Origin of the sequence: Pseudomonas sp. KB_15 (assembly GCF_052114525.1) — a bacterium.
Lineage (GTDB): Bacteria > Pseudomonadota > Gammaproteobacteria > Pseudomonadales > Pseudomonadaceae > Aquipseudomonas.
Window position 1 is genome coordinate 57,212 of sequence record NZ_JBFREX010000035.1, and the last position, 26,987, is coordinate 84,198.

At 61.7% G+C, this 26,987-nt stretch carries 20 protein-coding genes and 1 pseudogene; 12 read left to right on the plus strand and 9 right to left on the minus strand.

Annotated features, from left to right (window positions below; genetic code table 11):
- Positions 1-33: 33 nt before the first annotated feature.
- Together AB4Z35_RS22395 and sohB are read right to left on the minus strand one after the other, a co-directional pair.
- A complete protein-coding gene (locus AB4Z35_RS22395; RefSeq protein ID WP_442099469.1) occupies positions 34-3,936 on the minus strand; it encodes a dermonecrotic toxin domain-containing protein in 3,903 nt (1,300 codons plus the stop codon).
- Positions 3,937-4,262: 326 nt separating this feature from the next.
- Positions 4,263-5,285: a protease SohB gene (gene sohB, locus AB4Z35_RS22400; RefSeq protein WP_442099470.1), complete on the minus strand. Its 1,023-nt coding sequence runs from the start codon at positions 5,283-5,285 to the stop codon at positions 4,263-4,265.
- 201 nt (positions 5,286-5,486) lie between these two features.
- On the opposite strand from sohB, the gene AB4Z35_RS22405 reads away from it, so the two are divergent.
- The 5 genes from AB4Z35_RS22405 (at position 5,487) to AB4Z35_RS22425 (ending at position 9,893) form a co-directional block, all read left to right on the plus strand.
- On the plus strand, positions 5,487-6,197 hold the full coding sequence (locus tag AB4Z35_RS22405) for a histidine phosphatase family protein (RefSeq protein ID WP_007995948.1): 711 nt from the start codon (positions 5,487-5,489) through the stop codon (positions 6,195-6,197).
- 64 nt (positions 6,198-6,261) lie between these two features.
- A complete protein-coding gene (locus AB4Z35_RS22410; RefSeq protein WP_008015934.1) occupies positions 6,262-6,576 on the plus strand; it encodes an SCP2 sterol-binding domain-containing protein in 315 nt (104 codons plus the stop codon).
- Positions 6,577-6,701: 125 nt separating this feature from the next.
- Entirely contained in the window at positions 6,702-7,565 is an 864-nt protein-coding gene (locus tag AB4Z35_RS22415) for a LysR family transcriptional regulator (RefSeq protein ID WP_442099472.1), read from the plus strand.
- A gap of 106 nt (positions 7,566-7,671) precedes the next feature.
- Positions 7,672-8,817, plus strand: coding sequence for a sterol desaturase/SRPBCC family protein (locus AB4Z35_RS22420; protein ID WP_442099474.1), 1,146 nt, complete (start codon positions 7,672-7,674; stop codon positions 8,815-8,817).
- Positions 8,814-9,893, plus strand: coding sequence for an SMP-30/gluconolactonase/LRE family protein (locus tag AB4Z35_RS22425; protein WP_442099476.1), 1,080 nt, complete (start codon positions 8,814-8,816; stop codon positions 9,891-9,893). Before AB4Z35_RS22420 ends, AB4Z35_RS22425 begins: the two co-directional genes overlap by 4 nt.
- 276 nt (positions 9,894-10,169) lie before the next feature.
- Here the strand turns inward: AB4Z35_RS22425 and AB4Z35_RS22430 are convergent, their stop codons facing one another.
- From AB4Z35_RS22430 to AB4Z35_RS22440, 3 genes and pseudogenes are all read right to left on the minus strand, one after another.
- Positions 10,170-10,403 carry a DUF465 domain-containing protein gene (locus AB4Z35_RS22430; RefSeq protein ID WP_007995940.1) on the minus strand — a complete coding sequence of 78 codons (234 nt, stop codon included), beginning with the start codon at positions 10,401-10,403 and terminating at the stop codon, positions 10,170-10,172.
- A 172-nt stretch (positions 10,404-10,575) separates the two neighbouring features.
- A complete protein-coding gene (locus AB4Z35_RS22435; protein ID WP_442099478.1) occupies positions 10,576-12,687 on the minus strand; it encodes an ATP-binding protein in 2,112 nt (703 codons plus the stop codon).
- A gap of 189 nt (positions 12,688-12,876) precedes the next feature.
- A pseudogene (locus AB4Z35_RS22440) lies at positions 12,877-13,554 on the minus strand (GntR family transcriptional regulator); the annotation flags it as partial.
- A 140-nt stretch (positions 13,555-13,694) separates the two neighbouring features.
- On the opposite strand from AB4Z35_RS22440, the gene AB4Z35_RS22445 reads away from it, so the two are divergent.
- The 7 genes from AB4Z35_RS22445 (at position 13,695) to AB4Z35_RS22475 (ending at position 21,082) form a co-directional block, all read left to right on the plus strand.
- Positions 13,695-14,780 (plus strand): ABC transporter ATP-binding protein, encoded by a 1,086-nt coding sequence (locus tag AB4Z35_RS22445; protein WP_007995938.1) that lies wholly within the window; start codon positions 13,695-13,697, stop codon positions 14,778-14,780.
- A 1-nt stretch (position 14,781) separates the two neighbouring features.
- A complete protein-coding gene (locus AB4Z35_RS22450) occupies positions 14,782-15,699 on the plus strand; it encodes an ABC transporter permease (RefSeq protein WP_442099479.1) in 918 nt (305 codons plus the stop codon).
- Positions 15,696-16,484, plus strand: a complete 789-nt coding sequence (locus tag AB4Z35_RS22455; protein ID WP_442099481.1) for an ABC transporter permease — start codon at positions 15,696-15,698, stop codon at positions 16,482-16,484. The genes AB4Z35_RS22450 and AB4Z35_RS22455 overlap by 4 nt, the downstream gene beginning before the upstream one ends.
- Before the next feature lie 16 nt (positions 16,485-16,500).
- A complete protein-coding gene (locus AB4Z35_RS22460; RefSeq protein ID WP_442099483.1) occupies positions 16,501-17,583 on the plus strand; it encodes an extracellular solute-binding protein in 1,083 nt (360 codons plus the stop codon).
- 143 nt (positions 17,584-17,726) lie between these two features.
- Entirely contained in the window at positions 17,727-18,923 is a 1,197-nt protein-coding gene (locus AB4Z35_RS22465) for an amidohydrolase family protein (protein ID WP_442099484.1), read from the plus strand.
- Positions 18,920-20,407: an amidohydrolase family protein gene (locus AB4Z35_RS22470; RefSeq protein ID WP_442099486.1), complete on the plus strand. Its 1,488-nt coding sequence runs from the start codon at positions 18,920-18,922 to the stop codon at positions 20,405-20,407. Before AB4Z35_RS22465 ends, AB4Z35_RS22470 begins: the two co-directional genes overlap by 4 nt.
- A gap of 12 nt (positions 20,408-20,419) precedes the next feature.
- Entirely contained in the window at positions 20,420-21,082 is a 663-nt protein-coding gene (locus AB4Z35_RS22475) for a flavin reductase family protein (protein WP_007995928.1), read from the plus strand.
- Positions 21,083-21,216: 134 nt separating this feature from the next.
- Here the strand turns inward: AB4Z35_RS22475 and AB4Z35_RS22480 are convergent, their stop codons facing one another.
- Genes AB4Z35_RS22480 through lexA form a run of 4 tightly spaced genes read right to left on the minus strand, consistent with a single transcriptional unit; the run spans position 21,217 to position 26,948 of the window.
- Complete coding sequence (locus AB4Z35_RS22480; protein WP_442099488.1) at positions 21,217-24,315, minus strand: error-prone DNA polymerase; 3,099 nt, start codon at positions 24,313-24,315, stop codon at positions 21,217-21,219.
- Positions 24,291-25,706, minus strand: coding sequence for a Y-family DNA polymerase (locus AB4Z35_RS22485; protein WP_442099490.1), 1,416 nt, complete (start codon positions 25,704-25,706; stop codon positions 24,291-24,293). Before AB4Z35_RS22485 ends, AB4Z35_RS22480 begins: the two co-directional genes overlap by 25 nt.
- A gap of 7 nt (positions 25,707-25,713) precedes the next feature.
- On the minus strand, positions 25,714-26,331 hold the full coding sequence (gene imuA / locus AB4Z35_RS22490) for a translesion DNA synthesis-associated protein ImuA (RefSeq protein WP_442099491.1): 618 nt from the start codon (positions 26,329-26,331) through the stop codon (positions 25,714-25,716).
- Positions 26,331-26,948, minus strand: a complete 618-nt coding sequence (gene lexA, locus AB4Z35_RS22495) for a transcriptional repressor LexA (RefSeq protein WP_007995921.1) — start codon at positions 26,946-26,948, stop codon at positions 26,331-26,333. The genes imuA and lexA overlap by 1 nt, the downstream gene beginning before the upstream one ends.
- Between the last annotated feature and the right edge of the window lie 39 nt (positions 26,949-26,987).

Here is a 26,987-nt window from a genome sequence, read left to right on the forward strand (position 1 = left end):
CGGCCCGGGGTTCCAGGCGTTTTACCCTTCCCGCTAAAACACCGGATGATCCGCCAGCGGAATCGGCCGCCCCGTGGCGACCCAGTCGCGGTACAGCCGGACTCGATCTTCCAGCACCACGAACAACCTGAACGGATTGTCCGCATCGGCCATCCGCGTTTCGACACACTGACGCAACCAGCCCCACAACTCCTCTGAAGCATCCGCTTCGTGCAGCAAGCGCCACACTCGCGCCTGTAGCGACAGATAACCGACCTGGAAATCCGCCGTCAGGCTCAAACCATCCATTACCCTCAGCAACGTACTGCCCGATGGCTTGCCCGCCAATCGTTGCCAGATCTGTTGCCGCGCCTCGCGCACGCTTTCGTCGCCCTCCTCCAGCCAGGGCGTCGCACTGCCATAATCGACACCCGGCTCACTCAGCCACAGATTGATACCGGTGCGCTCACGATGATCGACCAGGCGCAACAACGTGTCTTCATCCGTCAGCGGGTTACCCCACAGTTTCACCCGGTCCCGGGAGACCGCCTGATTCAGTATCGCGTAGGGAACCCGGCCGATCCGGTTGCCGCGCAAGTCAAGCGAGGTGAGGTACGGCTGATCGGCGATGCCAATCGGGCAATGGCGAATTCCGGTGTTTCTCAGGTTCAACACGCGCAAGTCATTCAACCCCAGTACAACGGGCGGGACAGCCAAAGGGTTGTCGCTCAGATCCAGTGTTTGCAGGCTCACCAGATCACAAAACTGTGAAGCCGTGTTCTCCTGAAGCTGCAGAAAGGTGGAAGCCAGGCTGAGCGTTTTGAGTCGGGTCATCTGACGGACCGGCGCAGGCAATACCCCCTCCAGCACGTCGTTTGCGTTGAGCCGACGCAGGTCGACACGCTCCAGGTTCAGGGAGCGCAGATTCGGAAAGCTTTCCAGAAAGGTGTCCAGGCTCTCGCGCTCGACCAAGTGCAGGGCCTTCATCGATATCTCGACGACATCATTGAAGCGCACGTTCATCGTCGGCAACCGATGGAAGTCCTCGAATCCCAGATCCAGCCTGTAGCCGGAAAACCCTTCATCGGACAGCACTCTATTGATCCGGGGCGGGCATTTTTGCCAAATGCTCATCAGTTCGTCGCCCAGTTCCAATCGTGCTTCACGCTCGTAATCGATCACGCTTTGCAGCAGTTCGACATTGTGCGCCGCCACCTGCTGAGGACTCATGCCCGCGGCATCTTCATCGCCTACCGCCAGAAAATCCACATCCATGTCATCGGCATCCAGCACAGCCTGGTCGACCCACTGGCGCAGGTCGGCATGCAGCTGCTGCATCTCGAGAGTCAGGCGATCCACCAGTGCTTGTGCACCAGCACCCGCCATCAGGAGCAACTCGTCCGCCTGGGCATCGGTGAAGTCCGGGTACAGACTCTTGACCTGCAAACGCTTGATTTCGTGGGTCAGCACAGCGGCCTGTGGCGTATTCGGAAAGCCGCCGCCGCGCAATCCCGGGGCCTCGAAGGGCAAGCCCGAATCCATTCGATTCAAACCGAGCATCAGCTCGGAACGGGGCAACGAATGCGTGCCAATACGCAACCGCAACTGGCTGGCCGCATCTGGCGAACGCAGCGACATCGCCGTGCGCTCCTCCACGGACAACAGGTCGACCAGCGCGGTAAACAGATCCGAACCCTCGCCGTCGGTAGCGGCCACTGCAGAGTACCGATAACGATCACCCTCCTTGATCAAACGCCGACAATCCGCTGAATCGAGCGGACCGCAGCGGTCCAGGACCCGGCCACTGATTGATCCGTCGAGCACTTCGATACGCAAGCCTTTCGGCCAATCGGGCAGGCGTTGCAGGGAATGAAACGCCAGGACATCGGTTTCGGGATGGACAACCGAGCGCAAGTACAGGCCTTCATAAGCCCGGTTGAGTCGTACGTGTTGTTGATACTCCCGCGCCTTGCTGTCCAGGCGCTTGAACAGTTGCAGCGCCTCGTCAGCATCGAAGGGCTGATCGATGTCGACTCCCGAACGGTCGAGGATTTGCTCCACGGCACTTTTCGGCAACCCGGGGTATTCGCCCTGAAACAGGCGAATCCAATCCTGGTCCGAGCGCTGCAGCGCCTGATAGCGGGCATTGAACAATCCGGCCCGCGCTTGCAGATCGGCGACAGCGTCGAGTTCCTGATCGAGCTTGAAGCGCGTAATGGTATCGGCGAGCAACGGCGTCGGTGGGCGCCCGGCCTGCATCAGGCGCAGCATATCGTCGTCGACCGTACTGACCTGAGCGATTTGCGCCAGCACCTCATCACTGAAGGAAGCAAGTGGCGCGCAAACGCCACGCATTAGCTCCACACGTGTCGACACGGGCGCCGGAGCCGATCCAGGTGTGGGCTCGGCCGGCGTTTCGCGAGGCGTTTCGGGAGGCGGCTCGCTCCCGGGTTCCCGGGGCTCGCGCAGCGTTCCGGCGATTTTTTCTTCCCCCTTGAGTGCCGCCACCGCCCCGGCCAGCGGAAGCGCATTGAGCAAGCCGAACACGGTGCGCGTCACGCCTTCGGAGCGCTGCTCGGGTGTTTTGCCGTTGATGGCCTGATCGAGGCCGTAACCGGTGTCGATCAGGCCGGCCAGCACCAGCACACCCTCGCCTCCTGGAATGAACAACGCCAAAGGACCCAACCGATTGATCCACTGTACAAGCGGTTCCACCGCCGCGCTCAGGTTGTCGCGATTGACTTGGGCATCGTCGCGGATGGTTTTGACACTGGCCATGGAGGCTTGCTTCATGGTCAGCACCAGTTGCGCGAACGGGTCAGTGTCGGTCGGCGGACGCGCAAGGTCGATGTAATCCTGCGGGTCCCAGAAACCGTCGTTGTTGAAGAGCCCGGCGTTCTTTTTCAGCCAGTACTCCTTCGGGTAAACCGCCATGCCCTCCAACGCCGTCAACACGCCCGCATGGAAGGTGCCGTCTTCACGATCGTCTTCGGCAAAGTGCGCAACCAGCGCTTGCCGTGTAGCGTCCACCGCGCCTTGAGCCACGATCCATTGGCGCAGGTGCTGGAAGTCGGTGAACTCATGCAAGGGTGAGGAATTGCCCGGGATATTCAGCAAGACCCTGCCACTGTGACGGTGGCGATAACACCAGATATCGTTCGAGGTGTAGCGATAGATCGTCAGCCGGCCGACCTCGATCGGCGCGCTGACCCGGGTTGGTGCCTGCACCTGGCCGATGGTCAGCGCATTCCAGGTCTGCTCCGCCGGCAACCCGGCGGCCTGCATTGCCAGGGCCAGGCCCTCCTGACTCAAACTGCCCTCCTGATGCTGCAGGCAGGCGCTCATGATAAAGGCGGCCTTGGCCGAGGTTCTCAGGTCGTAAGGCTCTGTCTGGACGATGCGCTTATCGGAAGGCCAGGCGTGGTCAAGGTAAGCCTGATAGCGGGTTTGCAGATCCAGTTCCCATACCCATTGTTTGAAATCGGCCGGCCGGAGGGCGATTTGCGTGGAGGGACCGTAGGTCTGCGGTGTTGTGCACCGGTAAATCCCCTCATAGTCCCGGTAATAATCCACGACTCTGGCAGGTGGCTCATCAACGATGCGTATCTCGGGACCGATGTCCGCAGGCGTGTACAAGCCGAACGCCGTTTCACCGAAACGACCGTCACCCACCGTCTGATAATTCGACAGCAATGCCTGCACCAGGGTGCGTGAATTGTTCACCTTTCCCTGGTGGATCGCGTCATGCGCGGCGCTTGCGTCAGTGTCGTAGTCCAGCGTTACCAGCAGAGCCGTTTGCGGATCGATGGCCTGTCCCCATTTTTCCGTTATCAGTGCTGCACCGAATTGCTCGGGGGATTGCGGCAGCGCTGTCGCTACCGCCGTTTTCAGTTCATCACGCAAGGGCGTGACAGGTGGATGTGGCGGTGCGTAGTGGCCGTGCGAATAGTCGTTCATGTGCATTCCGTTGCAGATATTGGAGAAAATGCAACATAGCGACTGGTGGCTGGGTCGGCAGCAGGAAGGGCTCGTCAGCGCGTCTGGGAAATTTCGCTGATGCGTGAAGGATGTAGCAGCTGCCGAGCCTGCGAGGCTGCGCTCGAGGACAAAGTCCTCGCAGGCTGGTGTACGCGGTTTGTCTGATACACCGAGCTGCACGGTTTTGCGACTGCTTCGCAGCCGAACGCAGCCTCGTAAACTCGACAGCTGCTACAAAGGACCGTTTCAACTTCAAAAACCGCAGCAGGCGCTGCGGTTTCATTTTTTCGAAGGCAACAAAAGCGTTACCAGAAGCGTTGCTGGGTCAAGCGGCTCCACCAGCTCAGCAGCACGCGATCGACCGAACCGCTGGCGGCCATGCCGATGCGCTCCGGCAGGCTTTTGCGTTCGGAGTAATGCAGGTGATAGAGCTCGGACTGCCTGGCCCGTTCGGCGAGGTATTCATCACTGGTCTTGAGTTCGTCGACCAGATGTTTGTCCAGCGCTGCGACGCCGAGCCAGATTTCGCCGGTGGCCACTTCATYGATCGCCAGTTGCGGGCGRTAGCGYGASACGAAGTTCTTGAACAGTTSGTGGGTGATGTCCAGGTCTTGCTGGAACTTCTCCCGGCCCTTCTCGGTGTTTTCGCCAAACACGGTCAGGGTGCGTTTGTATTCACCGGCGGTCAGCACTTCGAAATCGATGTCGTGCTTTTTCAGCAGGCGATTGACGTTGGGCAACTGCGCCACCACGCCAATCGAGCCGAGGATCGCGAACGGTGCACTGATGATCTTCTGGCCAATGCACGCCATCATGTAGCCACCGCTGGCCGCGACCTTGTCGATGCACACGGTCAAGGGCACGCCGGCCTCACGGATACGCGCCAGTTGCGAGGAGGCCAGGCCGTAGCTGTGAACCATGCCGCCGCCGCTTTCCAGGCGCAGCACCACTTCGTCCTTCGGTGTGGCGAGGGTCAGCAAGGCGGTGATTTCGTGGCGCAGGCTTTCGGTGGCCGAAGCCTTGATATCGCCGTTGAAATCCAGCACGAACACCCGGGGTTTGGCCTCGGGTTTTTTCTTCTGTTTCTTGTCGGTTTTGGCCTGTGTCTTGCGCAGGGCCTTGAGCTGGTCCTTGTCGAGCAAGGTTTGCTCCAGGCGTTCGCGCAGCCCTTTGTAGAAATCATTGAGCTTGCTGACCTGCAACTGGCCGGACGACTTGCGCCGTCCCTTGCTGCGCAAGGCCGCAAAACTGGCCAGGACCACCAGAATGGCGATCACCAGGGTCACGGTCTTGGCCAGAAAAATGGCGTACTCGGAAAAAAACTCCACAGGGACTCCTCAAACGATGCGCGGCTCGAACGCGCGCGGGATACTTCCAGCATACCCATGCTCCGACCTTGCGACCAGTCGTGAAACCTCTGGCAACAGGCCTGTAACGGGCATTTCAAACAAGCGTATGTTTTTTCATTGACAGCACACCGCCATCCCCATAACCTCGCCAAACCTTCAACGTACCGGGATGACGCGGACGTGGGCAGTATCTATTTGATTCGACATGGACAGGCCTCCTTCGGTGCGGACGACTACGACGTCCTGTCGCCGACCGGCATTCGTCAGGCTGAAATCCTCGGCCGGCACCTGGCCGAACTGGGGATCAGCTTCGACCGCTGCCTGGCAGGGGATCTGCGCCGCCAGCAGCACACGGCCAACAGCGCGCTGGAACAGTTCGCCGCGGTGGGCCTGCCGGTGCCGCTTCTGGAAACCGACTCCGCCTTCAACGAATTCGATGCCGATGCGGTCATCCGCGCGCTGTTGCCGGCCATGCTGCCGGACGAACCCGAAGCCTTGAACGTCTTGCGCAACGCCGCGCAAAACCGTGGCGAGTTCCAGCGTATTTTCGCCCTGATCATCGAACGCTGGCTTGCCGGCACCTATGACACACCGGGCCTGGAAAGCTGGCTGGGGTTTGTCGAGCGGGTGCGGGCCGGCTTGCACCGCATCCTCGACCAGGCCGACAACACCCAGAAAATCGCCGTATTCACCTCCGGCGGCACCATCACTGCCCTGCTCCACCTGATTACGCAAATGCCTGCCCGGCAGGCCTTTGAATTGAACTGGCAAATCGTCAACACCTCGCTCAACCAGCTTAAGTTTCGTGGTCGCGAGGTGGCCCTGGCTTCCTTCAACGGACATGCACACCTGCAACTGTTGAAGGCCCCGGAACTCATCACGTTTCGCTGAGTCCGGACTATTGTGACCCTGGCTGTAATCACCCAGCTCTTATTACCCAAGAAAGGATCGAACCATGACCTCCGTAGCTGATGCCGTACAAGCAATGAAAGCCAAGTTCAACCCAGCCGCTGCCGCCGGTCTGGACCTGGTTTTCGGTTTCCGCATCGACGACACCAAGAACTTCTCGCTGATCGTCAAGGACAGCACTTGCGAGCTGCAGGAAGGCGAAAACCCGGACGCCCAGGTGACCCTGGTGATGGATGGCGAAACCCTGGAAGGCATCGTCGACGGTTCGACTGATGGCATGCAAGCGTTCATGGGCGGCAAACTGCGCGCTGAAGGCGACATGATGCTGGCCATGAAACTGTCCGAGCTGTTCCCGTCGTAAGCACCTGGCTCCCGATCTTCGGGAGCGTGCCTGCTGCAAACGAATCCCGCCCCTAGTGGCGGGATTCGTCGTTTCAGGGCCGGTGGTGATCTTACAATGTCCGCACTTTCGACACCGGCCGCCCCATGGACATCGACCTCGCTCGCACCTTCCTCGAAATCGTCCGCCATGGCAGCCTGGCTGCCGCCGCGGAAAAGCTCCATGTCACCCAGACCGCCATCACCGCGCGGGTGCAAAAACTCGAGAGCCAGCTGGGCAGCACCCTGTTCGTGCGCAATCGTGCCGGCGCCCGCCTGACGCCCAACGGCGAAGCGTTCGTGGTGTACGCCAATCAGCTGGTGCAAACCTGGGAAGCCGCGCGGCGTGATTTGCCGTTGCCCGAGGGCTATCGCGATGTGCTGCACATCGGTGGCGAAGTGAGCCTGTGCAACCCGCTGATGCTCGGTTGGGCCGGCGAAATCCGCAAGAACATCCCGAGCCACGCCTTGCGCATGGAAATCCGTGACGGCGAAAACCTGCTGCGCCAACTGGAGTTGGGCGTTCTGGATGCGGCGTTGGTGTACCAGCCCGAGTATTGGCCGCGTTTGCAGGTCGAGCAGATTCTCGAAGAAAAGCTGATTCTCGTGCGCCTGGCCGGCAAGCCCGATCCTTATGTGTACATCGATTGGGGCAGCGAATTCCGGCGCCAGCACGACGCCGCCCTGCCGGAAAAGGCCAAGGCTGCGCTGAGTTTCAATCTCGGCCCGCTGGGCTTGCAGTACCTTCTTGAAAATGGCGGCAGTGGCTACTTCCGCACCCGTGTCGTGCAGAGTTACCTGGAAAGCGGTGCCCTGGAACGGGTGCCCAAGGCTCCGGAATTCAGCTACCCGACCTATCTCGTCTACTCGCGCGATCGTGACTCGCCGACGCTGCAATGTGCCTTCGACCTGCTGCGCAAGGTCATCGATTCCGGCGAAGACTGGTCGCAACGCTGGGATCCGCTGACCTGAAACCGGTTTGCACCGGATCATGGCCGTTGCGTCCTCAAGGTTCGGCCCGCCAGATCACCGGGATCGGCTAATCTGAAAGAAATAACAATAACGACAGGTGATTGCAGTGAGGCAGACCACCGAAGGATTCCGCAGCCGTTACCGCGCCGACATTCATCCGCTCTACAACCCTTGGCTGCACGGCGCTTTTGTCCTGTTGTTCGGGGTACTGGCGATCAGCGTTTTCTGGAGCAACGTGCATCAGGTGCGGCCAGCGCAATGGCTGGCGGTGCCCGTCACGCTGCTGTTGTTCAACCTCGGTGTGTACGTGGTGCATCGCCACCTGGGTCATCATAGAAAGAGCTTCGCCCGGCTTTTTTATGCCCGTCACGCAGGCGACCATCACAGCTTTTTCACCCCCGGCCACATGACCTACGACAGCGCCCGCGACTGGCGGGTGATTCTGTTTCCTGCATGGCTGATTGTGCTGCACACCCTCGCTGTCGCCTTGCCTCTCTGGTGGCTGCTCAAGCACATCGATACCAATGTCGCGGGATTGGTCGGCGGCCTTCTTGTCCTCGGTTACCTGGCCTATGAAGTGTTTCATGCCTGCGAACACCTGCCGCCGCGCAACCCGATCACGCGATTGCCGTGGATCCGCCAGATGCGCCGGCTACACGAACTGCATCACCGTCGCGAATTGATGCAGGAGCGTAATTTCAACATCGTTTTCCCGCTGATGGACTACCTGTTCGGCACCCTCTATTGGGAGCCGGAACCTGTGCCGCTCAACCCGACGAGAACGCCCATGACCCGCATGCAGCATCAGATTGTCATTGCCGGACACCCGATCGACGTACTGGCCTACGCCAGCACCGTGACCCTTTGGCCGCAATGGCATCCGTCGTCGCTGCGCATCGATGGGCCAAAAGGTCCGTTGCATGCCGGCGCACGTTTCGAGGAAGACATCCGCGCCGGCGGCCGCGACGGGCACTTGAGCTGGGAGGTGGCGGAGTACCTGCCCGGAAGGCGCTGGAGCGCCCGGGCCCAGGGTGATCATGGCCTGTCGCTGGTGGTGACCTATGAATGCGAAGCAACAGGCGAGGACACACGTTTCGTCCGCACCCTGGAGTATCAATTCAGCGGTCTGGCGATGCGGATCGCCAACCGGGTGCTGCTCAAGCGGCGCATCGATCACGAATCGGCGGCGTCGATGCAGGCGTTGCGCGACATGGCGCAAAAACATCTGGCGGCGTCAGGAGTCAACGCGTGAGCAGAATCCTCAAATGTCTGATGCTGGTCATCGTCGTCATCGGCGCCTTCCTGCTACTGATGCCGACCAAGGTGCGACCGGTGGCCTGGACGCCACAACCCGCGCCGTCCCTCTCCAGCGGAATCTACGCCGACAATCAGCGGCTCAAAGGCGTAGAGCGCGTCGGTGCCGCCGACATCAACGGGCCGGAAGCCTTGTTGCTGGAAAACGACACGCTCCTCACCGGCCTGCACGACGGTCGCCTGATCCGCACGAGCCTGGACGGCAAGACCACCAAAGTCCTGGCCGATACCGGTGGCCGGCCACTGGGCCTGGCCCGGCATCCCAATGGCCTGCTGGTGATCGCCGATGCCATCAAAGGCTTGTTGTCACTCGATGCCCAGGGGCGTCTGGTGGCCTTGACCACAGAGGCCGACGGCGTCCCCTTCGGTTTTACCGACGATGTGGCCATCGACAAACCCGGTCACTATGCATATTTCAGCGACGCTTCGAGCCGGTTCGGCTATGGCCACGACGGTGAGGCCGTGCTCGAACACGGCGGGGACGGTCGACTGCTGCGTTACGACTTCCAGACCGGCAAGACCTCGGTTGTGCTGGACAAGCTGGAGTTTGCCAACGGCGTAACCCTGGGACCGGACGATGCCTATGTTCTGGTCAATGAAACCGGTGCCTACCGCATCAGCCGGTATTGGCTCAGCGGCCCGAAGGCCGGCACCCATGATCTGTTCATCGACAACCTGCCAGGGCTGCCGGACAACCTGTCGTTCAATGGTCACGACCGGTTCTGGGTGGCACTGTATGCCCCCCGCAACGCCTTGCTCGATGGCACGGCCGCACATCCGTTCGTGCGCAAGATGATCGTGCGGGCCATGACTGTCTTGCCCAAACCCGTGGAAAAACGCGGGTTTGCCCTGGGTCTGGACCTTGAAGGCAAAGTGATCGCCAACCTGCAGGACGGCAGCAGCGACAATTACTCGCCCATCACCACGGTGCGCGAGTATGGGGACTGGTTGTACTTCGGTTCGCTGAAAGCGCAGAACATGGTGCGATTGCCTTTGAGCAAGGCATTGCAATGAGCAGTACCCCTGTCAGAGCTCACCGAAGCCCCCCCCCTGTGGGAGCGGGCTTGCTCGCGAAGACGTCAGCACATTCAACATCGACATTGACTGGCAGGCCCAATTCGCGAGCAAGCCCGCTCCCACAGGGACAGCGTTCAGTTCACCGGGATATTCGGGCTGGGTCATGAGGCACCTCGTTGAGAGCCGTAACATCGGTCTCTGAGCATTCGAGGTGCCGTTTTTTTGTGCCGTTCCAACTGTTCAGCCACCGGTCGTCGGTGGCAGGCTGGTGGGTCAGGACGACGAGCCAAGTTGCTTGACGATCTTGTCCTTGACCTCCAGGCGCTTCGCCTTGAGCTTCGTCACCGTGTCATCGCTGGATTTGGCCTCCTCTGCTTTCACCACTTCGGCATCCGCCTGGGAATACTTGTTAAGCAGTGAATCCAGTAACGGATCCTTGGTGCGTTTCTGCTGGACTTCTTCCTTTGAGCGTTTCAGATCCTGATAAAGGTCATGGGGCACCGGCATGGAACACCTCCGTTTGTTGATCGGCAGCGAATCGCGATCAATTGCGTTCACCAATTATCAGAATGGCCTCGGTTAGCCCGTTCTGTCGACCACCTGTCAGACCAGCGGTGCCCGTTCGTCGTCCTGTCTCAAATGCGATAAAACCTTGCCTGCGCCGGCGCTTCCACCGGTTTCAGCCGTTAAGCACCGTACGCACCATTTGCCTGAGTGCTTCGGGATTGTAGGGTTTGCTCAGCAGGTGGGTGTCGGGGCTGAGCTGGTGATTGCGCGAGATGATGTCGCGGGTATGCCCCGAGGTGAACAGCACGGCCACCGGTGGTTCCTGCACTTTCGCCCAGGCTGCCAGATCCGAACTCTTGATCAGGCCGGGCATGACCACGTCGGTGAATATCAGGTCCACCGCCAACCCTTCCAGCAACATTTGCATGGCGACGTCACCATTGGTGGCCGTGAGGATCTGATAGCCCTCTTCGCGCAACAACTCCACCACCGAGACCCGCACTGCCTCATTGTCTTCGACCACCAGGATGCGTTCGTGCCCGCCCCTTTGCGGCACATCAGGGCTCACCGTTTCACCGGGTGCCGCGCGCAAGGTGCGCGGGAAGTACAACTGCACCCGAGTCCCCTGCCCCACGTTGCTGGCAATTTCGATATGACCGCCACTCTGTTTGACGAAACCAAACACCATGCTCAAGCCCAATCCGGTGCCCTGACCATCGGCCTTGGTGGTGAAGAACGGCTCGAATGCCTGGGCCAGCACCTGCGGCGACATGCCAACGCCGGTGTCTGTCACGGACACCCGCACATAGTCCCCGGCGGCAATGCCCTTGCCGATGCAAAACTTGCGATCCAGGACGATGTTGTCCGCACAAAGATCAATGGTCCCCTCACCCTGCAGGGCGTCCCGGGCATTGATCGCCAGATTGAGAATGGCGTTTTCCAGTTGATTGCGATCGACAAACACATTCCACGAATCTTCGGGCGCCGTCATCTGCACCTGAAGGGTTTCACCCAAGGCACGCTGCAACAGTTCCGCCAGGCCATCGAAAATCTGCCGCAATGTGAAGACCGCGGGCGACAACGGTTGGCGACGGGCGAATGCAAGCAATTGCGAGGACAGCTTGGCACCGCGTTCGACGGCGGCAATCGACGCCGAGACCCGGCGCTGCACATTGGCGTTATTCGGCTCATGGCGTGCCAACAGGTGCAGGTTGCCAGCGATCACTTGCAACAGGTTGTTGAAGTCATGGGCCACACCGCCAGTGAGGCCACCGATGGCTTCGAGTTTCTGTGACTGGCGCAGTTGTTCTTCCGCCGCCAGCCGCGCCTCGACCTCATCGGCCACCCGCTGCTCCAGGTTGCGGGTGAACTTGAGCAGGGATTCTTCGGCGGTCTTGCGTTCGTGAATATCGATCAGCACGCCGGGGAACCGAAATGCCTCCCCTTGCTCATCGAATTCGCAGCAACCGCTGGCGAGCACCCAGAAGTAACTGCCGTCGGGACGCTGGATCCGGTACTCGACGTTGTAGGGTTCGCCAGTCTCGACCGACAGTGCGATCCGTTCCTGGACCCAGCTACGGTCGTCCGGATGGATCCGCCCTTCGACGATCTCCTGTGACAGGTTGCCCAAGTCTTGCCCGGGTGGATAAGAGAACGTGCGAGCGTAGCGCTCATCACCCGACAGCACGTTGGCCTTGATGTCCCAGACAAAGGAACCGAGCAAGGCCCCGGCGTTCAACGCCAGGCGCACCCGCTCGTTATCCGCTCGATAAGCGTCTTCGGCCGCCTGCCGCCGGCGTTCGGAAATTACCCGCTCCGTGGTTTCCACCACCATGCCCATGACCCCGGCCGGGCGCCCGTCATCGTCGGCCACCGGACTGTAATAGAGGTCGAGCCAGACATCCTCGGGAACGCCGTCGCGCAGCAATACCAGGACTTTATTGCGATAGGACAAGGTCCCGCCTGCCAGGCAGGTATCCACCACGTGGCGATTGAATTCGGCGACTTCTGGCCAGCCCAGCTCCACCGCAGCCCCCAGCAGGTACGGATGACGCCCACCGGCAAACTTGGAGTAAGCGTCGTTATAGATCATGTACCCGGACTGACCCCAGAGCATCACCATCGGCAGCGGGGACGCGAGCATCAACTGCACCGTGCTGCTCAGGCTCCTGGACCATGAGTCGAGTGGGCCAAGTTCGGTCCGGCTCCAGTCGAACGCACGAATGCGCCCGGCCATTTCGCCGTTCCACCCGGAGCACCCGTGGCTATCCTCTAGAAACTGCATGACTTGGCTCTATCCCGGTCATTTGCGCCCGTTTGTTTCGAGCATCCTGCACGCTATTCGTTTCATAGAGGTATAGCTGATTCTGAGGCTTCCTTGTCGAGCCGGGAATCTGTGGCCAATAGAGATCCCTGTGGGAGCGGGCTTGCCCGCGATAGCAGTGTCCCTGCCGCCATATTTGTTGAATGTGCTGACGTGTTTGAGCGGGTTGTAGCTGCTTTTCAGGGTGGCCGCGACATCCAGAATCGCCTTCTCGATGCCATTCAAGTGCATGCAGGTCAGCTCGATGGCCGCGCTCTGGTTGCCCGCTTCGATGTACTCGATCAGCCGCAGGTGTTCGTCGTCGCGGCAGGCTTCGTGGCTGTCGTCATCCAGCGCGGCGGCGTACAGCGACGCCCGGGAAATCAGCTTCTGGAACCAGTCGAGCAGCACCGGGTTGTTCAGACTGCGGGCCAGTTTGATGTGGAACTCGCCGAGCAGGTGAATCAGCCGTTCGTGATCACCGCTTTGATGCGCTTCATCCTCCAGCAACAAGTGATCGCGCAAGTCCTGGGTCACCGCCGTATCGCGACGGCGGCACAGTTCGCTGACGATACCGATCTCGATCAGGCGCCGGGTCTCGAACAGCGAACGAATCTCTTCGTCGCTCGGTAACGACACCGACGCACCTTTATTGGGCTCGGTGGTGACCAGTCCGTCAGCCTCCAATTGCTTGAGCGCAGCCCGCACAGACGTGCGGCTGACGTTGAACAGCTCGGCCAGCGAGGCTTCGCCCAGCTTCATTCCCGGACGCAACGAGCGTTTGCTGATCGCCTCGTAAACCCCTTGGTAGACGCGGTCGACCGTGGTTTCCAGTTTCTTTTCCGTCATTCATCAACTCCTTGCGCCCTGTGCAAACAACCCTGGCGAATGAACAGCCTTTGAAAAAGGGGCTTGCACGGGCAGATTAATCCGGGTATTTCTAAATTGCATCCAGATTTTGCATACAATAATTAGATGAATGCACCATTATGGGTCATCCAGTTGCAATTGAAGTGCGAAACGTCTCCAAGCGGTATTCCGACGATCCGGGGCTGGCGCCAGCCCTCGACAATGTCTCTGTCGACATCGCCGACAACGAATTCTTCACCCTGCTCGGCCCCTCTGGCTGTGGCAAGACCACCCTGCTGCGCACCATTGCCGGCTTCGAGCACGTCAGCGATGGTGAGATCCGCCTCGCGGGCGAGCCGGTCAACGATTTGCCGCCGTTCAAGCGTCGGGTCAACACGGTGTTCCAGAGTTACGCGCTGTTTCCGCACATGAGTGTTGCGCAGAATATCGCCTTCGGCCTCGAGATGCAGGGTCTTGATCGCAAACTGATTCCGCAGCGGGTCGATGAAATGCTCGCGCTGGTGCAAATGCAGCACCTGGCCCGGCGCAAACCGGCCGAGCTGTCCGGCGGTCAACAGCAGCGCGTGGCTCTGGCCCGGGCCCTGGCGCCGAAACCGAAAGTGCTGTTGCTGGACGAGCCGCTGTCGGCCCTGGACCTCAAGCTGCGCAAGGAAATGCAGGTCGAACTCAAGCGCGTGCAGAAAGAAGCCGGGATCACCTTCATTTTCGTTACCCACGATCAGGAAGAAGCGCTGACCCTGTCCGATCGCATTGCCGTGATGTCTGCCGGCAAGATCCTGCAAATCGGCACGCCCAACGAGATCTACGAGCGCCCACAGCATCAGTTCGTCGCGCAATTCATCGGCGACATCAACTTCCTCCCCGGTCATCTCAAACGCGGTCAGCAGAACGAAAACCTCTTCGTGCCCAACGGTATGCCGGTGGAAATCCCCTGCCAGGCCCAGGGCTTTGCTGGCAGCAAGGTGCAACTGGCATTCCGCCCCGAGCGTTCGCAACTGGTCGAGCCGACGCAGCCGCATCACCTGCGCGGCGTGATCGAGGCCGTGCTGTATGTAGGCACGGCCACGCTCTATCAATGCCGCTTGAACAATGACATCCAGGTCATGTTGCGCGAGAACAACGAAGGCCTGAACCACGGCCGGGTGGTGGGTGATCGCGTCGCGGTCAACCTGCCGCCCCACGCCTGTCTGTTGATGGAGGCCTGAGATGAGCGTCAGCAGCACTTCCCCAGCCCTCAACCGTGCGCTGCTGCTCAGCCCGGTGGTTCTGACCCTGCTGGCCCTGATCGCCATTCCGCTGGGCATCATGGGCTACATCAGCCTGTTGCCACGCAACGTCTACGGTGGCGTCGACTGGCAGGCCAACTGGCAATTGCAAAGTTACGTGCAGCTGTTTTTCCAGGAAGGTTTCGACGGTGAACTGGAACTGAACTGGGTCTACGCCCAGGCGTTGTTGCGTTCGGTGTTCCAGGCCGGTGGCACCACCGTGTTGTGTTTCCTGTTCGGTTTTCCGGTGGTGTTGTGGATGTCGAGCCTGACACCCCGTCGGCGCAACCTGATGGTGTTGCTGATCACCATTCCGTTCTGGACCAACCTGCTGATCCGCAACTATGCGTGGCTGATCATCCTGCGCGAACACGGCTGGGTCGCCCAGAGCCTCAACGCGCTGTTCCCGCAAGCCGGTGGCATCACCCTGCTCTACAACGACTTCGCGGTCAGCGTCGGCCTGGTCTACAGCTTCCTGCCATTCATGATCCTGCCGATCTACTCGACCCTAGAAAAACTCGACTGGCGTCTGGTGGAAGCCGCCTACGACCTCGGTGCCAACCGCTGGCACGCGTTGCGCCGGATCATCCTGCCGCTGTCGATGCCGGGCGTGATTGCAGGTGCCTTGCTGGTGTTCGTGCCAAGCCTGGGTGCGTTCATTACCCCGGCGATCCTCGGCGGTGGCAAGACGTTGATGATCGGCAACCTGATCCAGCAGCAATTCGGCACTGCGCGCAATTGGCCGCTGGGCAGTTCGCTGTCGTTCCTGTTGCTGGGGATCATGTTGCTGTCCCTGGTGCTGTACGCCCTCTATAGCCGCAATGCCGCCAAGACCCAACGCCCAGGAGCCCAAGCATGATTGCCCTGCACCTGAAAAAACTGCCCCTGACCCGTGAAGTCAGTCTGCTGATGCTGGCCTATCTGTATCTGCCGATTTTCGTGTTGATCGCCTACAGCTTCAACGCCAATCGCTCGGCGACGGTGTGGACCGAATTCTCGTTCGACTGGTACGGACGCATCCTGGCCAACCCTTCAATCCAGACCGCTGCACTGAACTCGATCATCGTCGCCAGCATCGCCACGGTCTGCGCCACGGCCATTGCGTTGCTCGCGGCGCTGGCGACTTACCGGCCGTTCTACGGACAGAAAATGGTCGAGGGCGGGATCAACCTGCCGCTGATCCTGCCGGAGATCGTCACAGCCGTGRCCACCCTGCTGCTGTTCATGGCGCTGGGGATCAAGCTCGGTTTGCTGACGGTGATCGTCGCGCACATCGGCTTTTGCATTCCATTTGCCTACCTGCCGATTCGTGCGCGGCTCAACGACCTGGACAAGAGCCTGCTGGAAGCGGCGAACGACCTGTACGCCAACCCGTGGCAGGTGTTTCGCCGGGTGACCTTGCCGTTGCTGTGGCCGGCGGTGCTGTCCGGCTCGGTGCTGGCGTTCGTGGTCAGCCTCGACGATTTCATCATGACTTTCTTCGTCGCAGGTCCCGGTTCGACGACCCTGCCGGTGTACATCTTCTCGGCGATCAAGGCCGGCGTGACGCCGGAGATCAATGCGATCTCGACCCTGATGCTGGTGATTTCCATCGTGCTGGTGGTGCTGGCCTTCTGGCTGGGACAGCGCGGCAAACAACAATAAGCCTGGAGACGTCTTTATGAGCAAGAAAGTGAAAAGCCCCCGTTTTGCTGCTGCCAGTTTCGCCGTTGCCGGTCTGGCCTTGAGTTGCTTCACCGCGTTCACTACGTTCAGCGCCCAGGCCGCCGAGCCCAAGGAACTGTTCTTCTACAACTGGACCGACTACTACCCGGTCGACCTGCTGGCCAAGTTCGAAAAGGAGACCGGGATCAAAGTCACCATGGACGGCTACGACAGCAACGAAACCCTGCTGGCCAAGTTGCAGGCCGGCGGCGCCGCGTATGACGTGATCGTGCCGTCGCAATCGATCATGCGCACCCTGATCAACCAAGACCTGCTGCTGGAAATCGACGCCTCGACCCTGCCCAACTTCCAGTACGTCAAACCGGCGTTCCGCGACCCGGGCTTCGACCCCGGCCGCAAGTTCTCGGCACCGTACCTGTGGGGTACCACCGGGTTCTCCTATGACAGCGCCCGGGTGCCTGGCGGCAAACTCGACGACTCGTGGAAAGAGTTCTTCGAGCCACGCAAGGAACTGCAAGGCCAACTCGCCGCCCTCGACACCTCCAGCAGCGTGATCAACGCCGCCAGTCACTACCTGAATGTCGACGAATGCAGCGAAAACCCGCAGGACGCCAAACGCATCCTCGAACTGCTGCAAAAACAGAAACCCTTCCTGAAGATGTACAGCTCGGACAACACCGTCGACCGCATGGCCTCCGGTGAAGTGATCATGATGCAAAACTGGAACGGCTCCACCGCCCGGGCCACCTTGCAGAAGAGCACCATCAAGTACGTCTACCCCCGTGAAGGCCTGGCGATGTTCCAGGACAACTTCGCCGTACCGAAAAGCGCACCACACCCCGGCAACGCAAAGATCTTCATCGACTGGATGATGAAACCGGAAAACGCCGCCGCCGTGTCCAATGCCATCGCCTACGACAACGGCATCCAGAGCGACAAACTGATCGACGCCAAATGGCGGGTGATGGACGCCATCAACATGCCTGACGAATTCGCCTCGCGCCTGCGTCCGGAAAAGGAATGCAGCAACAAGGCGCGTGAACTGCAGGACCGGATCTGGGCCAAGCTCAAGGGCTGATCCGAGACCGAGTCGCGGCCTTCGCGAGCAAGCCCGCTCCCACAAGGGATCTCCAATGTTCACACGGACAATGTGGGAGCGGGCTTGCTCGCGAAGAGGCCGGCCCAGGCACTACAAAATTCAAAGAGCTGAATGAGGTTTGTATGACCCAACCCCGCTGGCTGCGCAACGTGCGCCCCTACGGCGCCCCCGCCGAAGACCTGCTGATCGAAAACGGCCGGTTCACCCTGCGTCGCCCGGCCTCGACTACCGAGCTGCTCGCCACCGACATCGACGGCCAGAACCAACTGCTCACCCCCGCACTGGTGGAAAGCCACGTACACCTGGACAAAACCCTCTGGGGTCAACCGTGGCGCCCCAACAGCGCCGGCCCGACCCTCAAGGACTACATTGCCAACGAAAGGCGCATTCTGCGTGAAGTCACCACACCGATTGCGCAACGGGCCGGTGCCCTGCTGGAAAACTGCATCGCCCGTGGCTCGCTGACCATGCGTTGCCATGTCGACATCGACCCGGAATTCGGCCTGCGTCATGTCGAGGCCATGCAGCAACTGCGTGAAAACTACCGCGACCTGATCGACCTGCAACTGGTGGTGTTCCCGCAAACCGGGCTTATCAGCCGCCCCGGCACCGCCGAGCTGATGCGCGAAGCGATGGCCCTGGGCGTGGAGAACGTCGGTGGACTGGACCCGTGCGGTATCGACAATGACCCCATCGCGCAACTCGATTTCGTCTTCAAACTGGCCAGCGAGTTCGACCGTGGCGTCGACATACACCTGCACGACAAGGGTGAGCTGGGCCTGTGGCAGATCGCCCTGATCGCCGACTACACCGAGCGCTTCGGCCGCGAGGGCCGGGTGATGATCAGCCATGCCTACTGCCTGGGGATGTTGCCGTGGAGCCAGGTCCTACCTGTGGCCGAGCGCCTGGCAACGCTGGGTATTTCGCTGATGAGCTCGGCCCCGGCCGATTGCGCGGTGCCACCGTTCCTGGCCCTGCGGGAAACCGGTGTGAATCTGTGCCTGGGCTCGGACGGCATTCGTGATGCCTGGTCGCCCATGGGCAACGGCGACATGCTGGAACGGACGATGTTGCTGGCGTTCCGTTTCGATTTGAACAAAGACGAAGAACTGGCGGCAGCGTTCGAAGCGGCGACCGTCAACGGCGCCCAAGCGCTGGGTTGTAAAGCCAATCGCCTGGAGATCGGCCAAGCGGCGGACTTCTTGCTGATGCCGGTGCAAACACTGGGTGAAGCCGTGGTTGCGCGGCCGCTGCGTCAGGTTTATCGCGCGGGTCAGTTGATTGCTGCGGGCGGTCGCTTGCTGGAAAGCCGTCTGTGAGGCGCATCGGCTTGCGGGCCAGTTGCGTGGTCGGCTTCGATGGCACGCAGCATGTGCTGTGGCGCGACGGCGAAGTGGTGTTCGAAGGCTCACGCATTGAGTTTGTCGGACGCGGTTATCCGGGGTCGGTGGATCAATGGATTGATTACGGCAACGCGCTGATCGGTCCCGGCTTCATCGATCTGGATGCCCTTGGCGATCTCGACTCCACGGTACTGACCCTGGACAACGGCGACGAGCGCGACATGGGCCGGATGTGGTCGGCGGAATATCTGGCGCGTGGAACGCGGGAAAGCTACAGCCCTGAAGAAGAAGTCTTCAAATACCGCTACGCCTTCACGCAGTTGATCCGCAATGGCATCACCACGGCCATGCCAATCACCTCGATGTACTACCGCGAGTGGGCCGAGACCTACGACGAGTTTGCGGCGGTAGCCGGTGTGGCGGCCGAGTTGGGGCTGCGCACCTACCTCGGCCCCTGCTACATGAGCGGCATGAGTTACTGGCGCGCCGATGGAACCCTGGCGCACCACTGGGACGAAGCCCGGGGCATGGCCGGGCTCGATGCCGCTGAACGGTTTTTCCGGGATTTCGATGGCGCGCATAACGGTCTGATTCGCGGTGCGCTACTGCCCGATCGCATCCAGACCTGCACCCCGGCGTTGCTGCAACGCACCGCCGCGCTGAGCCGGGAACTGAACGCGCCGATGCGTTTGCACTGCTGTCAGGGTCTCGGTGAAGTGGCGATGGTCGAGCAACTGCGCGGCACTTCGCCACTGGGCTGGTTGCTGCACCTGGAGCTGCTGACCCCGCGCAGCCTGCTGCCCCACGGTATCTACACCCGAGGTGATGATGACCTGCAACGGCTGGTGGATGGCGGCACCAGTCTGGTGCATTGCCCGGTGGTGTTTGCCCGGGACGGCGAGGCGCTGAATTCGTTTGGGCGCTATCGGGCCAAGGGCATCAACTTCGCCCTGGGCACCGACACCTGGCCGGCGGACTTGCTGGACAACATGCGCCAGGGTTTGAACATCGCCCGGCTGATGGAGGGCGGTAACGACCTGACCAGCACGCTGGATCTGTACAACGCCGCGACACTCGGCGGTGCCAAGGCGCTGGGCCGCGACGATATCGGTCGCCTCGCACCGGGCTGCAAGGCCGATATCACTGTGTTCAACCTGCGCGGGATGCACCTGGGGCCGCTTTTCGATCCGCTGAAGAATCTTGTTCTGGCCGGCCGCGGCGATGACTGCATCGCCAGCTATATCGACGGCCGCTGCGTGATGCACGACGGTCAGGTCGAGGGCGTCGACTACCCCGCCCTGCAACGCCAGGCCCAACGCCAATTCGAAAAACTGATGCGCAGTCACAGCGACCGGGCCTTTGGCCAACCGGACTGGAAAAGCCTGTTCCAGCCGGCCATCCCGTTCGCCGACGACTACAGCGCCCACACGCCACTGAGCGCGATCGATCCACTTCTTTAGAGATTTCTGCTCATGCAAAGCTTCGACTTCAGCACCCTGAGCCCACGGGACAAATACAAGATTCTGATCGGCAGCGTCGTGCCACGGCCAATTGCCCTGGTCACCACCGTCGACGGCGAAGGCCGGGTCAACGCGGCGCCGTTCAGCTTTTTCAATGCGCTGTCGGCCGATCCGCCTATCCTCGCCCTGGGCGTGGAAAATTACGGCGACCAAAGCCCCAAGGACACCACCCGCAATATCCAGCTCAACCAGGAATTCACCGTGAACATCGTCAGCGACGCGCTGGTGGAAGCCATGAACGTCTGTGCCGTGCCCTTCGCCCCCGGCTTCGACGAATTGACCGCTGCCGGCCTCACCGCCATCCCCGGCACCACGGTCAAATGCCCGCGTATCGGCGAAGCCCCGGTGGCGCTGGAGTGTCGGCGGATGATGGCGCTGTCCATCGGCCAATCCCGGGAGATCATCTTTGGTGAAGTGCTGATGGCGCATGTGCGTGACGAATTGATCGATCCGAAAACCCTGTACATCGATCAGTTGGGGCTTGATGCAATTGGACGGATGGGTGGTCATGGGTATGCGCGAACCCGGGATTATTTCGATCTGCCGACGCGGTCGTTGCAGGCGTGGACGGATGCGCCGGGGGGTGGCGAGCGGTTTTGGCCGCTGGCCAAGTAAGCCGCTGCTGCACAAAACCTGTGGGAGCGGGCTTGCCCGCGAAGGCGTCGGCACATTCAATATTAACGTGTCTGATACACCGCTATCGTCGGAACGCCGCCCGGAGCAAGCTCGCTCCCACAGGAATTGCAGCGTTAGTGAAAATCCCGGCTACGCACAGTAATGCCATCCAGCAACGAACTCAGATCACTCAAGCGCCCGGCAATCAGATGCCGCACCTCGCCCTCCTTCTCCCAGCGGCCATCGACCTTGAGCAATTGCGAGCCGACCAACACCTGGCGTTGCCGCTCGGCCAGGTCGCGCCAGACCACCACGTTGACGTTGCCGAACTCGTCCTCGAGGGTGACGAACGTCACGCCGCTGGCGGTGGCCGGGCGTTGCCGGCCGGTGACCAGCCCGGCGACGCTGACCGGCCGACCGTGCTCGACGTCCAGCAACTCCTTGGAACTGCGGCAGCGCCGCGCCTTCAACTCACCACGCAACAGGGCCAGCGGATGCGGCCCGAGGGTAGTACCGACACTGGCGTAATCGGCTTGCAGGTCCTCGCCCACGGTGGGCTTGGGCAACGCCACCGCGTCTTCCTCCTGGCGCGGCAGGCCGGCAAACAAACCCAGCTGCTTTTGTACCCCGGCCACTTCCCAGCGTGCCCGGTGCCGGTCGCCGGCCAGGCCACGCAACGCGCCGGCATCGGCCAGTTGCTCCTGGGCGCGGGCATCGAGCTGCGCCCGCTCGCCGAGATCGGCGATGTCGGCAAACGCGCCTTTCGAACGAGCCACTTCGATGCGTCGGGCATCGTCCTCGCGAAAGCCCTTGATCATGCGCAGCCCCAAGCGAATCGCCGGTTGCGCAGCGCTGATCGGCTCCAGGCTGCAATCCCAGTCACTGGCATGCACGTCCACCGGGCGAACCTGCAAATGATGGCGCCGGACGTCCTGCAGAATCTGGTCCGGGCTGTAGAAACCCATGGGCCAACTGTTGATCAGCGCACAGGCGAAGGCCGCCGGCTCGTGGCATTTCAACCAGCAACTGGCGTACGTCAGCAAGGCAAAACTGGCCGCGTGGGACTCGGGAAAGCCGTAGCTGCCAAACCCTTTGATCTGCTCGAAAATCTGCGCGGCAAACCCGGCGGTGTAGCCGTTTTTTTTCATCCCGGCGGCCAGCCGCTCCTTGTGCGGTTCGAGCCCGCCATGGCGTTTCCACGCGGCCATGGAGCGGCGTAGCTGATCGGCCTCGCCGGGACTGTAGTCGGCGGCGACGATGGCGATCTGCATCACCTGTTCCTGAAACAGCGGCACGCCGAGGGTGCGCTTGAGCACCACTTCCAGTTCCGGCGACGGATACGCCTCCGGTTCTTCCTTGTTCCGTCGCCGCAGGTACGGGTGCACCATGCCGCCCTGGATCGGCCCCGGCCGAACGATGGCGACCTCGATCACCAGATCGTAAAACGTCTTCGGCCTGAGCCTTGGCAACATCGACATCTGCGCCCGGGACTCGATCTGGAACACGCCGATGGTGTCGGCCCGACCGATCATTTCGTAGGTGGCCGCATCCTCGGACGGGATGGTCGCCAGACTCAGGTCCAGGCCCCGGTGCCGGCGCAGCAGATCGAAACATCGGCGAATCGCGCTGAGCATGCCCAGCGCCAGGATATCGACCTTGAGCAGGCCCACTGCGTCGAGATCATCCTTGTCCCACTGGATGATGGTGCGCTCGGCCATGGCGGCGTTTTCCACCGGCACCAGACTGTCCAGCGGCTGCTCGGAAATCACGAAACCGCCGGGGTGCTGGGACAGATGCCGGGGGAAGCCGATCAACTGTCCCGTCAGGCTCAACACCCGATGCAGCACCGGGCTCTCGGGGTCGAAACCGCCCTCGCGCAGCCGCTCCACGGGCGGCGTTTCATCGCTCCAGTGACCGCAGCAATCGGCCAGGGCGTTGATCTGGTCCGGCGGCAAGCCCAATGCCTTGGCCACATCACGCACCGCACCGGCCGCATGGTAGGTGCTGACCACCGCCGTCAGCGCGGCGCGGGCCCGGCCATAACGCTGGAACACGTACTGCAAGACCTCTTCGCGGCGTTCGTGCTCGAAATCGACGTCGATGTCCGGCGGCTCGTTGCGTTCTTTGGAAAGAAAACGTTCGAACAGCAGCGTGGTGCGGTCCGGGTCGATTTCGGTGATACCCAGGGCGAAGCACACTGCCGAGTTGGCGGCAGAACCACGACCCTGACAAAGAATCTGTTGCTGGCGGGCAAAGCGGACGATGTCGTGGACTGTCAGGAAATAACTTTCGTAGCCCAACTCGGCAATCAGTTGCAGCTCCTTGTCGATTTGCTTCAGCACCTCGACTGTCGGGCCGTTTCCCCAGCGCCAGCGAATGCCCTCCTCGGTCAAATGACGTAGCCACGAGGTGGCTGTGTGGCCTTGCGGCACCAGTTCGCGGGGGTATTGATAACGCAGTTGGCCGAGGTCGAAGGTGCAACGCCGGGCAATGGTCAGCGTTTGCGCCAGCAAGGCTGGCGGGTAAAGCGCCTCCAGCACGTCGAGGCTGCGCAGATGGCGTTCGCCGTTGGGGTGCAGGCGCAACCCGGCATCGGCCACCGGCAGGTGATGACGGATCGCGGTCATGGTGTCCTGCAAGGCCCGTCGTCCGCGAGCATGCATGTGCACATCGCCACTGGCCACGGCCGGAACGCGCAGTTCCCTGGCCAGTGTCAGCAGATCGCTCAGGCGCTGGGCATCGTCCTGACCGCGATGCAACTGCACTGTCAGCCACAGGCGTTCGGCAAAGACCTGCTTGAGCCAGAGGCCCTGTTCGAAGGCATCGACAGCGTCCGGCACCCATAACGCCAACAGCCCCGGCAATGATTCACTGAAGTCTTCTCGCAGCACCTGATACTGGCCTTTCTGCGTGCGGCGCCGGGCGCGGGTAATCAATCGGCACAGCGCCTGATACCCCTCCAGGCTCTCCACCAGCAGCACCAGTTTCGGACCGTTCTCGATGCGTATTTCACTGCCGATAATCAGCGGCAACTCCACGGACTTCGCCGCTTGCCAGGCGCGAACGATGCCCGCCAGGGTGCATTCGTCGGTGATCGCCAGGGCTTGATAACCCTGTTTTTTCGCTCGCTGGAACAGTTCGAGGGCACTGGAGGCACCACGCTGGAAGCTGAAGTTCGACAGGCAGTGCAATTCGGCATATTCGCGGCTCATGCGAACCAGCCCTGCAACCACAACGGGCCGTCCTCACCGACCGCCCGGTAGGCCCAGCCCTGTTGGCCGGCACGGGTTTCGATCAGGTAATAGTCGCGGCGTACGTCGTCGCCGTCCCACCAGCCGGACTCGATACGCTCCGGCCCCATGAGGATGCGCGCCGAGCCCTGATGCACGGCCAACGGCTCGGTCAGCAGCCAGCCCGGCCGTTTCACCGCGGCCGGCACTGCGCAAGGCTGGCTGTCGGCACTGGCCTGCCACGCGCACTCGGGACGGTGATCGGCCTGAAAGCGCAAGCCATGCACCGCGTCATCCCCCAGCCGTGCGCGCAGGCGTTCGCGCAGTTGTTCCCAGGGCAAGGACTGCTGCGGGCGATCGTCGAACAGTTCCTGATGCTGGGGCACGAAGCTCGGCAAATCCTCGGCGCGCAAGCGAAAGCCACGTACCGGTGCCTCGACCTGGACCTGCTCCAGCCGCCCCCGGGCCAGCTCGAAGAGCATCGCCGGATCGCGCTCGGCACTGAGCAGGCCGACCTTGATGACCGTATCCGGCAACCCGGCATGCTCCAGATGCAGGTCGAAACGCTGTACGCCGCTGTCGCGACCGCACAGGAACGCCGACAGGTCGCCCGTCAACCGGCGCAACGGAAACAGCAGGGCTTGATGGGACTGCACATCGAAATTGAGCTCGATACGCACATCGAAACGGTCCGGCGGCAGGTAAAACGCCAGCGCCAGCCGCCGCGTGCCAAGCAACGCATCCAGGTGCTTGAGCACCTGGGCCTCGAAACGCCGGGCCAGGCTATGTCGGGGCAACGCCTGCACCTGGCTCAAGGTGCGCAAGCCCATGCGCGACAAGGCCGTGGCGACCGGTGCTTCGAGGCCGATCCGGTCGACGGGCATTTGCCCAAGGTGATGCTGCAAGGCTTGATCGTCCGGCACCACCAGACCGTCATAGGCGTTGGCCAGCACCCGCGCCGCCACCGGGTTGGGCGCGGCCACGATGCGGTGCCGAAACCCCAGCTCACCGAGCTCACGGCGCAAAAGCGCTTCGAATTGCGGCCAGGCGCCGAACAGTCCCAGGCTGGATTCGATTTCAAACACCAGCGCCCGTGGGTAATGCACGCTGACCTGGGAACTGAAGCGGTAGGCCCAGGCGGCGAGAAACTGCTGCCAGTGTTCAATTTCGGCAGCGTCGTATTCGGCCGTGACAAAGCCTTTGCTCAAAGCCTGCGCCGCACTCATGGACTGACCGGGACGCAAACCCAGCGCCCGCGCCGCACCGTTGACGGCCTGCAGCACCCGGCGCTGGGCCGGGCCGGTCAGCAAGGCCAGGGGCTCATCGGGGTCGACGCGCTGACGCAGTACCGCGTCCAGCGCCAATTGCGGGAAAACAATGCAGACCCAGCGCATGGCAACCTCAATGTCCCACGGCGAAGGCAATCGGCGCCGAACGGGCCAGGCCGCCGCGGCACTTGAGCACGCGCAGTTGTGCCGGTTGGGCATCGATGGCGATGCGCAAGGCCGCTGGCGAAGGGTTGATCGCTTCACCGATGGGGCGATAGGCGAAGGCCAGGGTCTGGCCGGTTTCCGCCGCCACCTGCAAGCGGCGCAAGGCGCGGTCGTCGGCCTTGTGTGGCCAGCACAGCACCGCGCCGCAACTGCCCGAACGCAGGCATTGCTCCGCGGCCCACAGCGCATCGCGCTCGCTGGCCTGGATGATCGACAACTGACGCAGATCCACCCCGGCGCTCTGCCACGCCTGGGGGTACGGTACGCAAGGTGGCGCCACCAGCACGATGCGCTCGCCCGCCGCCGACAGCCGTGCCAGCGTCGGCCACACCAGTTGCAACTCGCCCACCCCCTGCCCGGCCAACAGGATTTCCGTCAGCGCCGCCTCCGGCCAGCCACCGCTGGGCAATGCCGCGTCCAGCGCGGCATGCCCGGTGGGCTGCGGGCTGGTAGCCGGTGGCGCAGGCCGGCCCTTCCAGACCTGGCCGCCATTGAACAGCGTATCCAGCGCAACGACGGCACCCATCAGCCTTGCCTCACCAGACCACAGAACACGCCTTCGATGGCCAGGTCCTGATCGGCGTTCACAATGATCGGCTGGTAGGCCGGGTTGCGCGGCAGCAGGCGAACCACATCGCCGACCCGCTCGAAGCGCTTGATGGTGACTTCGCCGTCGAGCCGCGCCACGACGATCTGGCCGTTGAGCGCCTCGGGGTTGCGGTGCACACCCACCAGATCGCCGTCGAGGATGCCGTCCTCGATCATCGAATCGCCCCGGACCCGCAACATGTAGTCCGGCACCCGCGAGAAGATCGACGGATCAAGCAGCAAACGGCTGTGCACCTCGGCATCGGCACCGATCGGCGCACCGGCCGCCACCCGGCCAAGTACCGGGATGTCCAGCAACTCGGGACGCGGCGGCTGCCCGAGCAGGCGAATGCCCCGGGCCTGATGCGGGTTGACCTCGATAAACCCGGCTTCGGTCAGCGCCAGCACATGCTTGCGCGCCACGCTGCGGGAAGCGAAACCAAACGCCTCGCTGATTTCAGCGAGGCTCGGAGGCTGACCGTGCTCGGCGATGCGATCGCGGATGAAGGTCAGAATGGCGGTACGGCGGGGAGTCAGAGTCGTCATGGAGTACATTTGTACTCTTTTGGCTTTTTTCTGGCAAGGACCGTCAAT

Bases quoted from the DNA above. Each gene is read 5' to 3' on its own strand.
- AB4Z35_RS22460 (WP_442099483.1), top strand. From the start codon at position 16,501: ATGAGCAAGAAAGTGAAAAGCCCCCGTTTTGCTGCTGCCAGTTTCGCC.
- AB4Z35_RS22410 (WP_008015934.1), top strand. From the start codon at position 6,262: ATGACCTCCGTAGCTGATGCCGTACAAGCAATGAAAGCCAAGTTCAAC.
- AB4Z35_RS22430 (WP_007995940.1), bottom strand. From the start codon at position 10,403: ATGCCGGTGCCCCATGACCTTTATCAGGATCTGAAACGCTCAAAGGAA.
- AB4Z35_RS22395 (WP_442099469.1), bottom strand. From the start codon at position 3,936: ATGAACGACTATTCGCACGGCCACTACGCACCGCCACATCCACCTGTC.
- AB4Z35_RS22445 (WP_007995938.1), top strand. From the start codon at position 13,695: ATGGGTCATCCAGTTGCAATTGAAGTGCGAAACGTCTCCAAGCGGTAT.
- AB4Z35_RS22450 (WP_442099479.1), top strand. From the start codon at position 14,782: ATGAGCGTCAGCAGCACTTCCCCAGCCCTCAACCGTGCGCTGCTGCTC.
- lexA (WP_007995921.1), bottom strand. From the start codon at position 26,948: ATGTACTCCATGACGACTCTGACTCCCCGCCGTACCGCCATTCTGACC.
- AB4Z35_RS22415 (WP_442099472.1), top strand. From the start codon at position 6,702: ATGGACATCGACCTCGCTCGCACCTTCCTCGAAATCGTCCGCCATGGC.
- imuA (WP_442099491.1), bottom strand. From the start codon at position 26,331: ATGGGTGCCGTCGTTGCGCTGGATACGCTGTTCAATGGCGGCCAGGTC.
- AB4Z35_RS22465 (WP_442099484.1), top strand. From the start codon at position 17,727: ATGACCCAACCCCGCTGGCTGCGCAACGTGCGCCCCTACGGCGCCCCC.
- AB4Z35_RS22485 (WP_442099490.1), bottom strand. From the start codon at position 25,706: ATGCGCTGGGTCTGCATTGTTTTCCCGCAATTGGCGCTGGACGCGGTA.
- AB4Z35_RS22435 (WP_442099478.1), bottom strand. From the start codon at position 12,687: ATGCAGTTTCTAGAGGATAGCCACGGGTGCTCCGGGTGGAACGGCGAA.
- AB4Z35_RS22475 (WP_007995928.1), top strand. From the start codon at position 20,420: ATGCAAAGCTTCGACTTCAGCACCCTGAGCCCACGGGACAAATACAAG.